This is a genomic window from Micromonospora sp. NPDC047730, assembly GCF_043204765.1.
Taxonomy (GTDB): Bacteria; Actinomycetota; Actinomycetes; order Mycobacteriales; family Micromonosporaceae; genus Micromonospora.
Window position 1 is genome coordinate 372,393 of sequence record NZ_JBIDCU010000003.1, and the last position, 17,373, is coordinate 389,765.

Annotated in this window: 9 protein-coding genes and 1 pseudogene; 2 read left to right on the forward strand and 8 right to left on the reverse strand. The window is 75.9% G+C overall.

Annotation, left to right across the window (positions count from 1 at the left end):
• Positions 1-184: 184 nt before the first annotated feature.
• From ACGF5G_RS11065 to ACGF5G_RS11090, 6 genes and pseudogenes are all read right to left on the reverse strand, one after another.
• Positions 185-1,534 (reverse strand): DEAD/DEAH box helicase, encoded by a 1,350-nt coding sequence (locus ACGF5G_RS11065; protein ID WP_393261321.1) that lies wholly within the window; start codon positions 1,532-1,534, stop codon positions 185-187.
• Between the two features lie 222 nt (positions 1,535-1,756).
• A complete protein-coding gene (locus ACGF5G_RS11070; RefSeq protein WP_007464836.1) occupies positions 1,757-1,960 on the reverse strand; it encodes a cold-shock protein in 204 nt (67 codons plus the stop codon).
• A 197-nt stretch (positions 1,961-2,157) separates the two neighbouring features.
• Entirely contained in the window at positions 2,158-5,643 is a 3,486-nt protein-coding gene (locus ACGF5G_RS11075) for an ATP-dependent helicase (protein ID WP_393261324.1), read from the reverse strand.
• 103 nt (positions 5,644-5,746) lie between these two features.
• Entirely contained in the window at positions 5,747-9,520 is a 3,774-nt protein-coding gene (locus ACGF5G_RS11080; RefSeq protein WP_393261326.1) for an ATP-dependent helicase, read from the reverse strand.
• A gap of 175 nt (positions 9,521-9,695) precedes the next feature.
• The gene (locus ACGF5G_RS11085) at positions 9,696-10,241 is read right to left on the reverse strand and encodes a TIGR00730 family Rossman fold protein (RefSeq protein ID WP_393261329.1); all 546 of its coding nucleotides are present in this window, start codon (positions 10,239-10,241) and stop codon (positions 9,696-9,698) included.
• A 162-nt stretch (positions 10,242-10,403) separates the two neighbouring features.
• A pseudogene (locus ACGF5G_RS11090) lies at positions 10,404-11,243 on the reverse strand (TIGR00730 family Rossman fold protein); the annotation flags it as partial.
• Between the two features lie 155 nt (positions 11,244-11,398).
• On the opposite strand from ACGF5G_RS11090, the gene ACGF5G_RS11095 reads away from it, so the two are divergent.
• Entirely contained in the window at positions 11,399-11,563 is a 165-nt protein-coding gene (locus tag ACGF5G_RS11095; protein WP_357455643.1) for a hypothetical protein, read from the forward strand.
• Positions 11,564-11,730: 167 nt separating this feature from the next.
• Here ACGF5G_RS11095 and dapE read toward each other — a convergent pair whose 3' ends face one another.
• Positions 11,731-12,804 carry a succinyl-diaminopimelate desuccinylase gene (gene dapE / locus ACGF5G_RS11100; RefSeq protein ID WP_393261331.1) on the reverse strand — a complete coding sequence of 358 codons (1,074 nt, stop codon included), beginning with the start codon at positions 12,802-12,804 and terminating at the stop codon, positions 11,731-11,733.
• Positions 12,805-12,934: 130 nt separating this feature from the next.
• Here dapE and dapD point away from each other — a divergent pair, with 130 nt between their 5' ends.
• Positions 12,935-13,891: a 2,3,4,5-tetrahydropyridine-2,6-dicarboxylate N-succinyltransferase gene (gene dapD, locus ACGF5G_RS11105; RefSeq protein WP_393261334.1), complete on the forward strand. Its 957-nt coding sequence runs from the start codon at positions 12,935-12,937 to the stop codon at positions 13,889-13,891.
• Positions 13,892-13,942: 51 nt separating this feature from the next.
• Here the strand turns inward: dapD and ACGF5G_RS11110 are convergent, their stop codons facing one another.
• Positions 13,943-17,323 (reverse strand): S8 family serine peptidase, encoded by a 3,381-nt coding sequence (locus tag ACGF5G_RS11110; RefSeq protein WP_393261337.1) that lies wholly within the window; start codon positions 17,321-17,323, stop codon positions 13,943-13,945.
• Positions 17,324-17,373: the final 50 nt, after the last annotated feature.

Here is a 17,373-nt window from a genome sequence, read left to right on the forward strand (position 1 = left end):
CCGGCCCCCAGCTTCCACCACCACCGGCCACCGGAACAGTCGCCGATCGGACGTAACGTCCGCTGATTCCCGACTCAGCCGACGCCGGTCTGGAACGGGTGTTCACGGACCGGCACGACCGGTCCGTTACTGGTGCCTGCCCACGCCCGAGAGCGACCGGGGCCGGACCGAGGGAGGGCGGGCGTCAGGAGGCGCGGGGCGTCCGGGGCCGCCGCGGGCGGCGGGGCCGTCCCGAGGCGCGGTGCGGAGCCCGGCCACCCTCGCCGGCCCGGCCACCGTCGCCGGCCCGGCCACCCGAGCGTCCGGCGGCCGACGTCGAGGAGGCGGCCTGCGGCGGGGGCGGCGCGATCGTCACCGGCACCCCGGACGGCTCACGGGCGCCGGTCACCCGGGCCAGTGCCTCGTCGCCGGGGCGCACCTGGACGGACTCGGGGCGGATGCCGGCAGTGCTCATCAGCCGGGACACGTCCCGGCGCTGCTCCGGCAGGACCAGGGTGACCACCGTGCCCGACTCCCCCGCCCGGGCGGTACGCCCACCGCGGTGCAGGTAGTCCTTCGCCTCGGTGGGCGGGTCCACGTTGACCACCAGGTCCAGCCCGTCGACGTGGATGCCCCGGGCCGCCACGTCGGTGGCGACCAGCGCGGTCACCTGCCCCGTGCGGAACTGCTCCAGGATCCGGGTGCGCTGCGGCTGCGACTTGCCGCCGTGCAGCGCGGCAGCGCGTACGCCCTTGGCCAACAGTTGGCGGGCGACCCGGTCGGCGCGGTGCTTGGTGCCCATGAACAGGATGGTGCGGCCCTCGCGGGCGGCGATCCAGGTCAGCGCGGCCGGCTTGTCCACCGCGTCGACGTGCAGCACGTGGTGGGTCATCGCGGTCACCGTGGCGGTGCCCGGGTCGACCGAGTGCGAGACCGGGTCGGTGAGGAAGCGACGGACCAACTTGTCCACGCCGCCGTCCAGGGTGGCCGAGAAGAGCATCCGCTGCCCGTCCGGGGCGACCTGCTCCAGCAGCTTCGTCACCTGCGGCAGGAAGCCCATGTCGGCCATCTGGTCGGCCTCATCGAGCACGGTGATCGCGACCTGGTCCAGCCGGGCGTCGCCGCGGTTGATGAGGTCGTGCAGCCGCCCGGGGGTGGCCACGACCAGTTCGGCACCCGCGCGCAGGGCGTCCGCCTGGCGTTGCAGCGACAGGCCGCCGACGACGGTCGCGCAGCGCAGGCCGACGGCCCGGGCGTACGGGTCGAGCGCGGTGGTGACCTGCTGGGCCAGCTCCCGGGTCGGCACCAGCACCAGGGCCAGCGGCCGGCCCGGGCGGGCCCGGCGGCCGGCGGTGCGCGACAGCACGGGGAGCCCGAAGGCGAGGGTCTTGCCGGAGCCGGTGCGGCCCCGGCCGAGCACGTCCCGGCCGGCGAGCGAGTCCGGCAGGGTCGCCGACTGGATCGGGAACGGCTCGGTGATGCCCTGGGCGGCCAACTCGGCGAGCAGCGCCGGGGCGAGCCCGGTATGGGCGAAAGACGGTACGACAGTGGTCATGCGGAAGCCTTCCTCGACGCGGCACGTGTCGAGGGAGGGCGCCGGAGGCGGCGCTGTCACCGGCGGACCAGGCCGCGGGTGACTCACAAGCACGAACCGAAAGGGGTACGGGCCCCGGCCCGCCGCCGTTCGCCGCCTGCTCACGCAGGTCGACGGTGCGGCGGACCGGTCCCGTCACCGCGCCCGGAGGGCGCGGTGGGTGTTACCTGGAAGATCCGAAGATCAGAGCGGGCGGATGTTCTCCGCCTGCGGGCCCTTCTGGCCCTGGGTCACCTCGAACTCGACCCGCTGGTTCTCGTCCAGGCTCCGGTAGCCGGAGGACTGGATCGCCGAGAAGTGGGCGAAGACGTCGGCGCCGCCGCCGTCCGGAGTGATGAAGCCGAAGCCCTTGTCAGCGTTGAACCACTTGACGGTGCCAATAGCCATTTTTGTTTCGTCTCCTTGACGGAACGTCGAACCCGCACTTGTTGCGGGCTCGAAGAGGAGCGCGCCACGCGGAACTGCCTGGCTCGCTTGTCGCTTCTGGTCGCCCCGCCCGGAGAACTCCGGACACAACAAAGAGCGCCTGGGCCACAATCCTCCAGGCGCACACAGAGTCTCTGGGAACCATAACTGCAACGCGATCAACCTATCACGGATTCGCCGGATGGCCCACCGTCTGCCGGATTTTCCGGCACCGAGGTGATCAGAGCGGTGAGCCCGTCGGCGTCGAGCAGGTCGGCCGGGCGCACGGTGACGCCGTCGCGCACGTAGTGGAACGCCGCGCCGACCCGCTCCACCGGCACCCCGGCCAGCTCCGCCCAGGCCAGCCGGTAGACCGCGAGCTGCACCGCGGCCACCTCGGCGGCGGGGCCGGCAGGCTGCCGGCCGGTCTTCCAGTCGACCACGTCGAACCGCCCGCCGGGGCGGGCGAAGACCGCGTCCATCCGGCCCCGCACCACCACCCCGGCGATCACCGTGGCGAACGGCACCTCCACCTCGACCGGCACCCTGTCGGCCCACTCGCTGGACAGGAAGCGCTCCTGGAGCTCGGCCAGCGCCTCGTCGGGCGCGGCGTCGGCATCGGCCGCGCCCGGCAGCTCGTCCAGGTCGAGCAGCCGGTCGGCGCCGAACCGCTGCTCCAACCAGGTGTGGAAGGCGGTGCCCCGGCGGGCGTACGGGCTCGGCTCGGTGGGGACCGGCCGGCGCAGGGCCCGGGCCAGCGCCGCCGGATCCCGGCGCAGCACCACCAGCTGGGTCACCGAAAGCTGCCCCGGCAGCGCCACCTCGACCGCGCCGCCCTGCCGGGTCAGCTCGGCCCGCTCGGCGAGCAGCAGGTCGGCCTCCCGCCGCCACCGCGCCACGTCCGGGTCGCCGGCCGGCGGCTCGGCTGCCGCCCCGGCGGCGTCGTCGCCGGCGGCCCGGCGTTCCGGGCCCGCCCCGTCGCCGGGTTCCGGGCCGGCCGCGCCCCGCTCGCCGGCCGGCGGGCGGCCCGCCGCGTCGCCGTCGGCGAGAAAGCGGCGGACCAGGACGGCCGCCTCGGCCAGCGCCGGGCGGCGGGCGCCGAGCGGGTCGGCCGGCCACTCGGCGCGGAGCACCACCTCGGTGGTCGGGTTGACCGCGTCGCCCGGCGGCTCCGGCGCCCACTCGTCGACCAGGTGCCCCGCGCGGCCGTCCAGGCAGGCGTCGTGCACCTCCCGCAGCAGCACCGACGGGCCGCGCGGCCGCTTGGTCCCCTCCCCCCACCAGTGGCCGGAGCAGAGCAGCAGCCGGCGGGGCCGGGTCACCGCCACGTACGCCAGCCGGCGCTCCTCCCGCTCGTCGTGCGCCCGCCAGGCGTCGGTGAAGTCCTCCAGCGCCCGGGCCACCCCGCGCTGGTCCTCGGTGCCGCCCAGGCCCAGCTCGGGCAGCCCGTCGGCGTCGCCGCGCAGCGGGAACGGCAGCACGCCGAGCCCGCCCAGCCAGTGGTCGGAGTTGCGCACCGGCCCCGGCCACACGCCCCGGCTCAGCCCGGCCACCGCGACCACGTCCCACTCCAGGCCCTTCGCGGCGTGCGCGGTGAGGATCTGCACCGCCCCCTCGACCACCTCCACCTCGCCCGGGCTGAGGCCGCGCTCCTCGTCCTCCGCGGCGGCGAGGTAGGCCAGGAAACCCGACAGGGTGGCGCCCGGCGTCTCGCCGCCGAACCGGGCGGCGACGTCGCCGAGCGCGTCCAGGTGGCCCCGGGCCAGGCCGGCGTCCCCGGCGCCGTCCCGGCCGGCGCGTACGGCCACCTCCACGTCCAGGCCGATCGTGCGCTCGATGTCCGCGATCAGCTCCGGCAGGGACTGGTCCAGCCGGTAGCGCAGCAGCCCCAGCTCCCGGGCGTACGCGCGTAACCGGGCGTAGCCCTCCGCCGAGTACGCCTGCGCCGGGCCGAGGTCGGCCAGCGCCTCGACCAGGGTCGCCTCGTCGAGCAGGTCGGGGGTGATCTCCGGGCTGCCGTCGTCGGCGAGCTTCCGCCGGGCGGCGGCGATGCCCTTCGCCCGGCGGTGCAGGGCCACCAGGTCACGTGGGCCGATCCGCCAGCGCGCCCCGGTCAGCAGCCGCAGCAGGGCCGCCCCGTCCGTCGGGTCCGCCAGCACCCGCAGCGTGCACACCACGTCCCGCACCTCGGGGGTGTCCAGCAGGCCGCCCAGGCCGACCACCTCGACGGGCAGCCCGCGCTCGCGCAGCGCCGACTCGATCGCGGGGATCTGGCTGCGCAGCCGCACGAGCACGGCCGTCGTCGGCCGCAGCGGCACCGGGATGTGCTCGGGCAGCGCGCCGGGCATGGCAGCCGCCCCGCGCCAGGCGTGCAGCACGCTGTCGGCGATCCAGTCGGCCTCGTCGGCGTACGTCGGGAGCAGGGCGCAGTGGACGGTGCCGCCGGCGGCGCCGCGGGCGCTGCGGTGCGGCACCGGGTCCTTGACGCTCATGGCGGCGCGCAGCTCCGGCACCCGGGCGCCGGCGGCCCGCAGCGGGGTGGCCAGGGCGTTGGCGACGCCGAGGATCTCGGGGCGGTTGCGCCAGCTCGTGGTGAGGCCGAGCACCTCGGCCGGCGCGCCGTCGGCGCGGGCGAACTCCGTGGGGAAGCGGTCCAGGGTGCCGGCGCTCGCCCCCCGCCAGCCGTAGATCGACTGGCACGGGTCACCGACCGCGGTCACCGGGTGCCCGCCGCCGAACAGCGCGTTGAGCAGCACCACCTGGGCGTGGCTGGTGTCCTGGTACTCGTCCAGCAGCACCACCCGGAAGCGGTCCCGCTCGATCTCGCCGACCCCGGGGTGGTCCCGGGCCACCCAGGCCGCCCGGGCGAGCTGGTCGGCGAAGTCCATCGCCTCGAAGTCCTCCTTGCGCCGGGCGTACGCGCGCACCAGCGGGAGCAGCTTCAGCCGGGTCTGCTGGAGGGCCAGGGCCCTGCGCACGTCGGCGTAGACCCGGCCGGGGCGGGCCTGCACCTCGGCGAAGAACCGGCCCGTCCAGGCGGCCAGCTCGTCCGGGTCGACCAGGTGCTCGTCCAGCTCGCCGGCGAGCGCCAGCACGGCGTCGGTGACCGTGCTCGGCATCCGGTCCACCTCGGACATGTCGCCGTCGTAGTTGCGCACCAGCAGGTCGACGAGCTGCCAGCGGGACGCCTCGGTGAGCAGCCGGGTGGACGGCTCGTAGCCGGCCCGCAGCCCGTGCTCGGTGACGATCCGGCCCGCGTACGAGTGGTAGGTGGAGACGGTCGGCTCCCCCGCCAGCGGGTCGTCGAGCGGGTCCCGCCCCCGCCGCCCGAGCCGCCGCACCAACTGGTCGAGCCGCGTACGCACCCGGTGCGCCAGCTCGCCGGCGGCCTTGCGGGTGAAGGTGAGCCCGAGCACCTGCTCCGGCCGCACGTGCGAGTTGGCGACCAGCCAGACCACCCGGGCCGCCATCGTCTCGGTCTTGCCCGAGCCCGCGCCCGCGACCACCAGCAGGGGCTCCACGGGCGCGGCGATGATGGCCGCCTGCTCCCGGGTGGGCGCCGGCAGCCGCAACAGCTTCGCCAGCTCCACCGGCGTGTACCGGGGGCCGGCGTCGGCGACCCGGGGCGTCGGTGTCGCCGTGCCGAACAGGGCGGGCTGGGTCACCGCTCCGCCTCAGTTCGCGACTGCGGGGCTCGCAAGGTCACTCCTCACACTCACGGTGCCGTCCTGGTTCGCGACCGCGGGGCTCGCAACCGCATGCTCAGGCTCACGGTTGGTCGGGGCGGCGGGCGGTCGGGGGCTCGACCACCTGGCGGCCCTGCCCGGACACCGGGCAGCTCGACCGCACCGGGCAGACCCGGCACTTCGAGTTGGCGACGGCGGCGAACGTGGCGGCGGCCATCGTATCGGCGGTGCGCCGCACGAGCGCGGTCGCCCAGCCGGCCTCCGGGCCCTCCCCGGCCGGCGGCTGGCTCTGCTCCTTCGCGTCCTTCGCCCCGGTGCCGAGCTGCACCAGCGCCGCCCCGCCGGACTCCTCGCCGAACTCGACGAACGCTCCCGCCTCGACCGCCGCCTGGTACGCGCCGAGCTGCGGGTGCTCGGCCAGGTCGTGCGCGGTGACCGCGGTGGACTTCCCGGTCTTCAGGTCGATCACGACCAGCCGGCCGTCGGCGTCGACCTCCAGCCGGTCCACCCGGCCGACCAGCTCGACGGGCCGGTGCGGATCGTCGAGGCGCACCGCGAACTCGTGCTCGATCGCGAGCAGCCGGCGCGGGTTGGCCGCCAGCCAGCGCAGCAGCTTGTCGACCATCCCCTCGGCGCGGGCCCGCTCGGGCCCGACCATCCAGCGGGCGGCCAGCTCGATCGCGTCGAACCGGGCGGCGACGTAGTCCAGCAGGGCGCCCCGGTCGACGCTCGCGTCCTCGGCGAGCATCGCGGCGGCGTGCACCAGGTTGCCGACCCCCTGGGCGGCGCTGGCCGGAGCGCTGCCGCCGTGCCGCTCCAGCAGCCAGCGCAGGCTGCACCGCAGCGCGCTCTCCATGCCCGACGGGGTGACCCGGACCGGCTCCCCCTCGTCGACGAGCGGGCGGTCGTCGGAGAGCTGCCGCAGCCCCCACCAGTCGTCCGGGTGCGCACCGGCGACCCCGGCGGCCGCGAGGCGGGCCAGCTCGGCCGCCGCCGCCTGCCGCCGGGCGTAGGGCGCGTCCGGGTCGCTGACCGCCGTACGCAGCTCCGCCACCAGCGCCGGCAGGGTGAGCGCGCGGGGCGGCCGGCTCACCGGCAGCGTCCTCGGCCGGTCCGGTTCCTCCTCGGCGGCCGCCACCGGGCCGTCGCCCGCCCCCGCCGCCCCGGCTCCCGGCCGGGGCGGTTCATCCTCGGCCGCCGCCGCCCCGGCTTCCGGCAAAGTCGGGCCGGACCCGCCCGACGTCGATCCGGCCCGCGCCGGCTCGGCCGGGGTCGGCGCCGCGGGGTCACCGGTCCGCGTCGGCCCGGCCAGGGTCGCCGTTGCCGGGCCCCCGCCCGGAGTCGCCCCCGGCGGGACCGGCCCCGCGGCGCCCGGCCCGGCCTGCGTCGGCCCGGGCTGCGTCGGCCCGGGCTGCGTCGGCCCGGGCTGCGTCGGCCCGGGCTGCGTCGGCCCGGGCTGCGTCGGCCCGGGCTGCGTCGGCCCAACCGGGTCCGGCCGGCCGGGCGGGGAGCCGTCGTCCGGCGCGGGCGGGTCGGTCGGGCCCAGCTCGTAGAGGAAGCGGCTCGGCTGTTCCTCGTGGTCGTCACCGCCGACGGCGGCGGAGGCGACCGCGCTGACCAGCAGCCGGCGCCGGGCCCGGGTGACCGCCACGTGGAACAGCCGCCGCTCCTCGTCCAGCAGCGCCGAGGTCTGCCCGACCAGGGTGGCCACCGTGCCGGCGCCGGCCGCCCGGCCGGCGAGCACGTCGACCAGCCGCTCGGAGCCGAGCAGGCTGCCGCGCAGCCGCAGGTCGGGCCAGACGCCCTCCTGCACCCCGGCGACCGCCACCAGGTCCCACTCCAGCCCCTTCGCGGCGTGCGCGGTGAGCAGCCGGACCGCCTCACCCCGGTCGGCGGTGGGGGCGATCGTGTCGGCCGGCAGGTCCTGGCCGAGGACGTGGTCGAGAAAGACCTCGGTGCGCGCGCCGGGCAGCCGGTCCGTGAACCGGGCCGCCGCGTCGAAGAGCACCATCACGGCGTCGAGGTCCCGGTCGGCAGCCTCGGCGCGCCGGCGCCGGGCCACGTCCCCCTCGCCGGCCACCGTCTGGCCCCGACCGATCGCGGCGGACCACAGCTCGGCCAGCCCGCTGGCCCGCCAGACCGCCCACAGCACGTCCTCCGCGGTGGCGCCGGGCCGGGCGGCGGTCTCCCGGGCGACGGCCAGCAGGCCGGCCACCGTCTGCGCCGGCTCGGCCCAGCGCCGCTCGATCCCGGCCAGCTCGGCCGGGTCGCGCAGCGCCTCGACGATCAGCTCGCCCGAGGGCCGGCGGTCGCCGGCGGCCAGCGCCAGGGCCCGCAGCCCCTGCCGCAGCCGCCGCTCGGCCAGCGGGTCGGCGCCGCCGAGCGGCGAGTGCAGCAGGGCGACCGCGGCCTCCTCGTCGAGCCGCTCGGGCTCCAGCGCGCAGCGCAACAGGAGCAGCAGCGGCGCGACCGCCGGTTGCAGGTGCAGTGGCAGGTCCTCGCCGTGCACCACGGTGGGCACCCCGGCGGCGTGCAGCGCGCGTTGCAGCGAGGGCAGCTGCCGCCCGGTGGAGCGCACCAGCACGGCCATCTCCGACCACGGCACGCCGCCGAGCAGGTGCGCCTCGCGCAGGGCATGGGCCAGCCAGGCCGCCTCGCTGGTGGCCGAGCGGAAGGTGCGCACCTCCACCGAGCCGGGCGGCGCGTCGGGCAGCGGGTGCAGCCTGCGGTGCGCCGCCGGGCCGCGCAGCCGCCGCGCCAGCCGACCGGACGCGGCGAGCAGCCGGGGGCCGGCCCGGTAGGAGGTGGTCAGCACCACCTGCGCCGCGGGCGCCCCGGAGGCGGTGCGGAAGCGGTGCGGGAACGTGGTCACCACGGCGGGGTCCGCGCCGCGGAAGGCGTACGTGGACGAATCAGGGTCGGCGAACGCGACGAGGGACTTGCCGCCGCCGGCCACCGTCGCGAGCAGTTCCTGCTGGGCGGGATCGGTGTCGGCCAGCTCGTCGACGTAGACGTACGCCAGCCGGCGTCGCTCGGCCGCGAGCAGCTCGGGGTCGTCGAGCAGCATCCCGGTGGCGGCCCGGACCAGCTCGGCCGGGTCGTACGCGACGGAGCCGCGGTTGCTGACGTCGCGCAGGGCGAGCACGGCCACGTACTCCCGAAGGAAGCGCGCGGCGGCCGGCCAGTCGGCGCGGCCGAGCTTCTCGCCCAGCCGGGCCAGCTCGACGGGGCCGACCCCGCGCTCGGCGGCGCGCATCAGCAGGTCGCGCAGCTGTGCCGCGAAGGCCCGGGTGCGCAGCGCGGGGCGCAGGTCCTCCGGCCAGCCGACCGGGTCGTCGCCCGGTTCCTCGCCGACCACGTCGAGCAGCTCGCGGATGATCAGATCCTGCTCGGGGCCGGTGAGCAGCCGGGGGGACGGCTCTCCCCGCTCGGCCGCGGCCCGGCGCAGCAGCCCGAAGGCGTACGCCGGGAAGGTGCGCACCAGCGGCTCGCGCAGCACGCGGTGCCCGCTCCCGGCGGCCCGGGCCTCGATCCGCTGGCGCAGCGCGGTGGCGCCCCGGCGGCCGAAGGTGAGCACCAGGATCCGCTCCGGGTCGACGCCCTCGGCCACCCGCGCGGCGACCGCCTCGACCAGGGTGCTGGTCTTGCCCGTGCCGGGGCCGCCGAGCACCAGCATCGGCCCGTCGGTGTGCGCGACGATCTCGGCCTGGCGCGGGTCGGTCAGCCGCGCCGTCCCCCGGTGCGCGTCACCGCCGGCCGGCCCACCTGGCCGCCCGTCCCCCCGGGCCGGCCCACCGGACCGGTGGCCCCCCGGGGCCGCCTCGGCGGGCCGGCGCACCAGCCGGTACGCCTGCATCCCCCCATCCCACCACGCCGGTACGACACCCCCGCCCCGCCCCGCCACCCCGCCCCGCCTCCTTCCCTTCCGCGATCTTGCACTTTCGGCCCCGACGAACGCATACGAAAGGGGCACAACAGGGGCCACAAGTGCAAGATCGCGGCGGGACAGGGGAGGGTGGGGTGGGGGTGGGTCAGGTTAGGCGGAGTTCGAGGGTGTCCAGGGCGGCGGGGACCGTGTCGGTCAGGGTGAGCAGGTCCAGGCCGGCGGGCTTGAGGAAGGTCTGGTCGGCCAGGGCGCGCAGCCAGTCGAGCATCGGGCGGTAGAAGCCGTCGGTGTCGACCAGCACCATCGGCTTGGCGTGCAGGGCGAGCGTCGCCGTCGTCCAGACCTCGAACAGCTCGTCGAGGGTGCCGAGGCCGCCGGGCAGCGTGAGGAACGCGTCCGACTTGTCGATCATCAAGGTCTTGCGACTGGCCATCGAGTCGGTCACGAGCAGCTCGTCCGACGCCAGGTCGGCGACCTCCAGGTCGACCAGCGACTGCGGGATCACCCCGATCGTCCGCCCGCCGGCGGCCCGCGCGCCGTCCGCCAACGCGCCCATCATGCCGACGCACCCGCCCCCGCTGACCAGCGTGTGCCCGCGCCGGGCGATCTCCGCGCCCGTCTCGGCCGCGAGGTCCAGCCAGCGGCGGTCGAGCGTACGGGAGGAGGCGCAGAACACGCAGATCGCCGCCACGCCTCAGCGCTCCCCGCTCGCGTCGCCCGCCCGGCGCGGCCCGGCCGACGCGGCCCCGGCCGACGCACCGCCACCCGAAGCAGCGCCACCCGAAGCAGCGCCGCGCGACGGGGCGTCGCCGGGCACGTCGGCGCCGCCGGTCGACCCGGCGCCGTTCGCCGCCCCGGCCGCCGCGGCGGCCTGCTGTTCGGCGGCGGCGACGGCGACGGCCTCATCGCGGACCGCGTCCTGCTCGACGGAGAGGGCGGCCTCGGCCTCCACGATGTGCCGGACCGCCGCGTCGACGTCGTCGGTCACGCAGATCAGTTCCAGGTCGATCGACCCGATCTTGCCGTCGGCGGCCATGGTGTCGCGCAGCCAGTCGAGCAGGCCCCGCCAGTAGTCGGCGCCCATCAACACCACGGGGAACCGGGTGACCTTGCCCGTCTGCACCAGGGTGAGCGCCTCGAAGAGCTCGTCCATGGTGCCGAACCCGCCGGGCAGCACGACGAACGCCTGCGCGTACTTGACGAACATCGTCTTGCGGGCGAAGAAGTAGCGGAAGTCGATGGCCAGGTCGACCCAGTCGTTGAGGCCCTGCTCGAAGGGAAGCTCGATGCCGAGCCCGACGGAGAGCCCGCCCGCCTCGCTGGCGCCCCGGTTGGCCGCCTCCATCACGCCCGGCCCGCCGCCGGTGATCACCGCGTAGCCGGCCCGGGCCAGGGCCCCGCCCAGCGCCTCGGCCAGCCGGCACTCCGGACTCTCGGGCCGGCTGCGGGCGGAGCCGAAGACGCTCACCGCCGGGGGCAGGTCGGCGAGGGTGTCGAAGCCCTCCACGAACTCGGAGAGGATGCGCAGGGCCCGCCAGGCGTCCTTGGTCTTCCAGTCGCCGCGCCCCCGCGAGTCGAGCAGGCGCTGGTCGGCGGTGCTGTTCGTGATCGCCTGCCGACGCAGCGTCACGGCGCCCCGGTGCCGTTCCCGTCCCGGCTCGCGGCCGGCCTCCCGCCCGTTGCTCTGACCCATGGGAGCAACCGTAGTGGAGCGACACCCGTCGGGTGCGCGGGGCGACGAGCCCGGAAATTAGTTCCGGATCATGGGCAACTAATTCGGTCGCCCGCACGTCTTACTATTCACATACCGGGTATGCCCCGGCGCGCGCCTTCGGGGGAGGAGCCAGCGTGATCAGCAACAGCGAGATGATCCGGATCCGGCGACAGATGCAGCGCCGGATCCGCGACGTGGTGGCCGAGCGCCGCCGCGCCCGCCTGATGGAGCCGTCCGCCGCCGACCAGGGCGGCCCGGCCGACGCCCGGCCCACCGCCGACGCGTCCGCCGCCGTCTGACCACACCGCCGTCCGACCGCACCGCCACCGTCCGACCGCACCGACGACCACGACCGGGAGGTTCGCGTCACCGGGCACCGTCCAGTGACGCGGGCCTCCCGGTCGCGCACGGGGCGACCACCGGGGCGGGCGGCCGGCAGACGCCAGGACGACCGCCCAGGAGTCCGTCAGGCGGGGGCGAGCCAGCGGTGCAACGTGGCGGCGCCGTCCCGGATCTTGCTGATCTCGACGTGCTCGTCCGGGTGGTGGGCCAGGTTCGGGTCGCCGGGGCCGAAGTTCAGGGCCGGGATGCCCATCGCCGCGAACCGGGCCACGTCCGTCCAGCCCAGCTTGCCGATCGGCGCGGCGCCGACCGCCGCGAGGAACTCCCGGGCCGGGGCCGCCTCCAGCCCGGGCGGGGCGCCGGCGGCCGAGTCGGTGACCCGCACGTCGAAGCCGGCGAAGACCTCCCGCAGGTGCGCCTCGGCCTCGGCCGGCGTACGGTCCGGCGCGAACCGGTAGTTGACCTCGACCTCGCACCGGTCCGGCACCACGTTGCCGGCCACGCCGCCGTTGATGCGGACCGCGTTCATCCCCTCCCGGTAGTCACAGCCGTCGATGGTGACGCGCCGCGCCTCGTACCGGGTCAGCCGGTCGAGCACCTCGCCCGCCGCGTGGATCGCATTCACCCCGTGCCACGAGCGGGCCGAGTGGGCGCGTACGCCGGTGGTGGTGACCACGCACCGCATGGTGCCCTGGCAGCCGGCCTCGACGATCCCGTACGTCGGCTCCAGCAGCACCGCGAAGTCCGCCTCCAGCCACTCCGGGTGCGCCTCGGCGACGAGGAAGAGGCCGTTGTACTTCGACTCGATCTCCTCGGCCTCGTAGAAGAAGTACGTCACGTCGTAGCGCGGGTCCGGCAGCGTCACCGCCAGGTGCAGCGCGTACGCCACCCCGGACTTCATGTCGGAGGTGCCGCAGCCGTACATCAGGTCGCCGCGCATGCTCGACGGGAAGTTGTTGTTCAGCGGCACCGTGTCCAGGTGGCCGGCGAGCACGATCCGCTGGTCCCGGCCCAGGTCGGTCCGCGCCATCACCGTGTTGCCGTGCCGGTAGGTGGTCAGGTGCGGCACGCCCCGCAGCACCTCCTCCACGCAGTCGGCGATGGCCTTCTCGTCGAGGGACACGGACTCTATGTCGACCAGCGCACGGGTCAGGGCCACCGGATCGGCCAGGACCTCGGGGGTCAGCGGGTTCTCCATGGTTCGCACGGTACCGTCAGGTCGGGTGAGCGCGAGGAGCGAGCGTTCCCCGGGCGGCCGGCGTGGGACGCGGCCGCGCGGGGGCGCGAGGGGAACCCGCGGCCCGCAGTCACGAACGAGAGGTGAATCAGTGACGTCCGAATCCGCCTGGGGCATCGGCCTGGCCACCGTGACCGCTGACGACCAGGTGCTCGACACCTGGTACCCGACCGGCAAGCTGGGGCTCGGCGAGCTGCCGCTGGTCGCCGGCGAGGACGAGGCGGACGTGCTGGACCTGCCGCCGGGGGCGGTCGGCGACCGGGCGCTGCCCGGGCTGCGTACCGTCCAGGTGGTCACCGTCATCGGCTCGCTGGACGACCCGATCAAGGACGCCGCCGACGCGTACCTGCGGCTGCACCTGCTCTCGCACCGCCTGGTGCGTCCCAACGAGCTGAACCTCGACGGCATCTTCGGCAAGCTGGCGAACGTCGCGTGGACCTCCGCCGGGCCGTGCCCGCCGGAGCGGGTGGACGAGCTGCGGGTCGTCGAGCGGGCGACGGGCCGCCACCTGGCCGTCTACGGGGTGGACAAGTTCCCCCGGATGACCGACTACGTGGTGCCCTCCGGGGTCCGGATCGCCGACGCCGACCGGGTGCGGCTCGGCGCGCACCTGGCCGCCGGCACCACCGTCATGCACGAGGGATTCGTGAACTTCAACGCCGGCACGCTCGGCACCTCGATGGTGGAGGGGCGGATCGTGCAGGGCGTGCTGGTCGGCGACGGCTCCGACATCGGCGGGGGTGCCTCCATCATGGGCACCCTCTCGGGCGGCGGCACCGAGAAGGTGCGCATCGGCGAGCGGAGCCTGATCGGCGCGAACGCCGGCGTCGGGATCTCCCTCGGCGACGACTGCGTGGTCGAGGCCGGGTGCTACATCACCGCCGCGTCGAAGATCACGCTGCCGGACGGCCGGGTGGTCAAGGCCCTTGAGCTCTCCGGCGTGGACGGGCTGCTGTTCTGGCGCAACTCGGTCACCGGGGCGCTGGAGGCGAAGCAGCGCACCGGCCGGGGCATCGAGCTGAACGCCGCCCTGCACGCCAACGACTGACGGCCGCCCCTCCGGGTCCGCGGCCGGCCGCGGACCCGGAGGGGGTACGCCTCACCGCAGGCGGTACGCCTGGATGACGCGCTGGGTGACCGTGTTGCCGGCGGTGTCCCGGGCGGTGGCCCGCAGCGAGACGTGTCCGGCGCCGGCCGGGTGCTCGACGATGGCCGTCCAGCCGTCCCCGCCGGGCCGGACCCGGGCCGGCTGCCAGGTCTTCCCGCCGTCGTAGGAGACGTCGACGGTCAACGCGGCCACCCGGGCCGACGGTGCGCCCGGCTGCCGCTGCACAAGCACCGGGATGGCGAAGGTGCGCCCGGCCGGGGCCGCGTGGTCCTGGTCGAGCCGGGGTGCGAAGCGGATCGCCGACACCGGCAGCGCGGCCGGGTCGTCCCCGGCGACGTGCCGGGACCGGAACGTCCACGTCGCCGCGACCTCGGTGGCGAGGTCGGTGAAGCTCCGCTTCGACAGCACCTCCAGCCGGTAGTCCGCCGCGCCGGGCGGCACCTCGAACCGGCCGTACGCCGGTTCCGGGGTCTCCCCGACCAGCTCGCCGTCGCGGTAGAGGGCGGTACGGGCGGTGTCGGCGACGGAGCCGCCGGGGTGCCCCTCGGCGTCACTGTGCAGCGGCAGGCTCACCTCGATGCGGTCGCCCTGGCGGGTGACCCCGGCCGCCGGGAGGGACGGCCCGTACGGCGCGCCGTTCCAGCTCTCCCGGTAGTGCCGGCCGGCCCGCAGGCTCCGCTCCTCGGAGAACAGCACGGCCTTGACGTCGGTCCAGCCGTCCTCGGTCGGCACCCCGAAGTTCAGCTCGGAGGACCAGCGCACGCCCCGGGTGTTGTAGTGCTCGACCCGCTGCCCGGGCGCGGCGGTGGGCAGGACGACCGCCCAGCCGCCGACGTCCGGCTCCAGGTGCGGGAAGACCAGCCGCTCGGTCACCAGCCCGGAAGGTGCGGCCCGGAACCGGTGGGTGACGGTCGCCAGGTCCTTCGCCCGATAGTCCCGGACGAAGCCGGTCGGCATCCGGCCGGGCGTCGCCTCGCTGAGGGCGTAGAGGTAGGGGCTGCTGGCGGCCTCCCGGTCGGCCCACTGGCTGCTGATCGTGGCGACGAAGCGCTCCCCGGACACCGACCGGCCGAGACCGGCGCTGAAGAGACCGTCGAAGTCGAAGGCCAGCAGGCCGAAGCCGTAGCTGCCCTCGTCGAGGAGGAAGTTCGCGCCGGTGTCGACCAGCACCGTGGTGGCCGAGCCCTGCGGGACGCTCATCCGGACCGGCCTGCCCTGCCGGGCGTCCACGGTGACCCGGGTGTCCCCGGCGACCACCAGCTCCGGCTGGACGATCTGCGTGACCCCGGCGAACTGCTCGCCGTCCAGCTCGAACACGAGGCTGTTCAGGCCGTACCGGCCCTTCGGCAGCCGCAGCTCGGCGGTGCCGTCCGGGTCGTACACGTCGTACGTGGCGAATCCGTCCAGCGAGACCAGCGTGGTGCCGTGCTCGCCGACGGCCGCGCCGTCCCGGCCCAGGTGGCGGACCGTCACGTTGTAGCTCTCCACCTCCCGGTGCACGGCCAGCGGGGTGACCGCCACCGTGTCGCCGGAGCGGGCGACGACCCGGCCGGTGTAGTGGCCGTCCGGCCCGTCGACCCGGGTGTCGGCGGTGACGGTGGCGCTCGCCGTGCCGCCGGCCGGCACGCTGACCCGCTCGGCGTCGAGCGCGAACATGCCGGCGGGGGCCGGCTCGCCGTCCGGGCGGGTCACCTCGACGGCCAGGTCCAGGGTGACCGCGGCCGGGCCGTCGTTGCGCCAGGTCACCGTGCGGGTGATCGGGGTGTCGTCGTGGTGGGGCCAGAGCGCCCGGCCGAAGGAGACGCTCGGCGGGTCGCTGGTCACCGTCTGGCCGATCGCGCGGGCCACGTCGACCCGCCCGGCCCCCTGCTGGTACGCGGTCAGCTCCGGGCGGGGTTTCGCCGAGGCCATCAGGGTGGCCTTGAGCCGGCCGGCGGTCCAGTCGGTGTGCTGCTGGGCCAGCAGCGCCACCGCGCCGGTGACGTGCGGGGCGGCCATCGACGTGCCGGACAGGGCGACGTACCCGTCCCCGGCCGGCTCGCCGATCACCCCGTCCCGGCTGCGCGCCGCGACGATCCCCACGCCGGGGGCGGTGAGGTCCGGCTTGAGCCCGTCGTCGCCGACTCGGGGGCCACGGCTGGAGAAGTTGGCGAGGCTGTCGTCCCGTTCGACGGCACCCACCGAGAGGGCGGCGTCGGCGGTGCTGGGGGAACTGACCGGGGCGAAGGTGCCGTCGTTGCCGGCGCTGATCACGAAGAGGGCGCCGGTCTGCGCGGTGAGCGCGTTGACGGCCTCCTCCAGCGGGTCGATCTCCGGGGTGTCGAAGCCACCGAGACTCAGGTTGACCACGTCGGCCCGCTGCTCGACCGTGGCCCACTGCATGCCGGCGAGGATCGCCGACTCGGGGCAGCCGTACGTCTCGCAGACCTTGCCGTCGAGCAGCGTCGCGTCGGGGGCCACGCCCCGGTGCCGGCCACCGGAGGCGGCGCCGCTGCCGGCGATGATCGAGGCGACGTGGGTGCCGTGCCCGACCACGTCGCCGGCCGCGGCCTCCTCGGTGAAGTTGCGCGCCTGCGCCACCCGGCCGGCCAGGTCCGGGTGGGTGGCGTCCAGCCCGGTGTCCAGCACCGCCACCCGCACGTCCCGGCCGGTGAGACCGGCCTGGTGGGCGGCCGGCGCGCCGATCTGCGGCACGCTGCGGTCGAGGGTGATCCGCCGCCGGCCGTCGAGCCAGATCCGGTCGACACCCCCCGCCGCGCCTGCCCGCGCTCCGGCGGCGGCGACCGCCGCCCACACCTCGCCGGCCCGGTCCTTGGCGGCCGTCGCGGCGACCCCGCGGACGGCGGGCAACTCGCGGGTGACGGTCACCCCGGCCGGCGCCGCCGCACGCCGGGCGCCGCCCGATCCGCCGGTGATCAGCACCGGCAGGTCGTCGCGGCGGGCGTCGTCGTAGCCGGCCTCGATCAGCCCGGTGACGTCGAACAGCCGCCGGTCGACCCGCCCCGCCTGGATCGGCGCCACCGCGTCCTGCGGCACGACGCTGAGCCGGCCCTGCTCGCGGCGGGTCAGGAAGCGGATCTTCTCGCGCCCCGGCCCGGGACGCACGCTCGCCCCGGCGCCGGTCACGGTGACCCGGTCCCCGGTGATCAGGGTGACGGTGGTGGGACGGCTGCCCGGCTGCGGCGCCGGGGCTGCGGCACCGGGGCCGGCGGTCGGGTCAGGACGGGCGGCGGGGCCGACGGGCGCCTGGGCCACGGCCATTCCCGGAGTGCCGAGCACCAGGCCGAGCACGAGACCGAGACCGGCCAGTTTTCTTGTTCGCTGCAACGGATCCTCCTCGTCGGGCGTTACTACCTGTGGAGAGACGCGCATTGACGGTCATCATATTTACATACCGGGTATGCAAAATGAAGACGCGAAGA